This is a genomic window from Micrococcus sp. MS-ASIII-49 (genome assembly GCF_000946635.1).
GTDB lineage: Bacteria > Actinomycetota > Actinomycetes > Actinomycetales > Micrococcaceae > Micrococcus > Micrococcus luteus.
In genome coordinates this window covers 1-383 of record NZ_JXSP01000121.1, presented here as the reverse complement: position 1 = coordinate 383, position 383 = coordinate 1, and the positions used below count along the sequence as shown (strand labels likewise).

Annotated in this window: 1 pseudogene; it reads left to right on the top strand. The window is 72.1% G+C overall.

From position 1 onward, the window contains the following. A pseudogene (locus SJ20_RS08750) lies at window positions 1–383 on the top strand (ABC transporter permease); the annotation flags it as partial.

Below are 383 nucleotides of genomic sequence, written 5' to 3'. Positions count from 1 at the left end.
ACGCGGCCACCCGGCCCGCCCCCGCCGACTCCGCCCTGCGCCGGATCCTCTCGGGCAACGGCACGGTCACCGTCCTGGCGATCCTGCTGTCCCTGCTCATCTCCGGTCTGCTGATCATCGCCGTGGACGAGGACGTCCGTGACGCCGCCGGCTACTTCTTCGCCCGCCCGGGCGACCTGCTGTCCGCCGCCTGGGCCGCGTTCGCCGGAGCCTTCGCGGCCCTGTTCCGCGGCGCCGTCTTCAACTACCGGGCCTCGGACGCGACGGGCATGCTCTACCCGCTCACCGAGACCCTCACCGTGGCGACCCCGCTGATCATCATCTCGCTGGGCATCGCCATCGCCTTCCGGGCGGGTCTGTTCAACATCGGCGGCCAGGGCCAG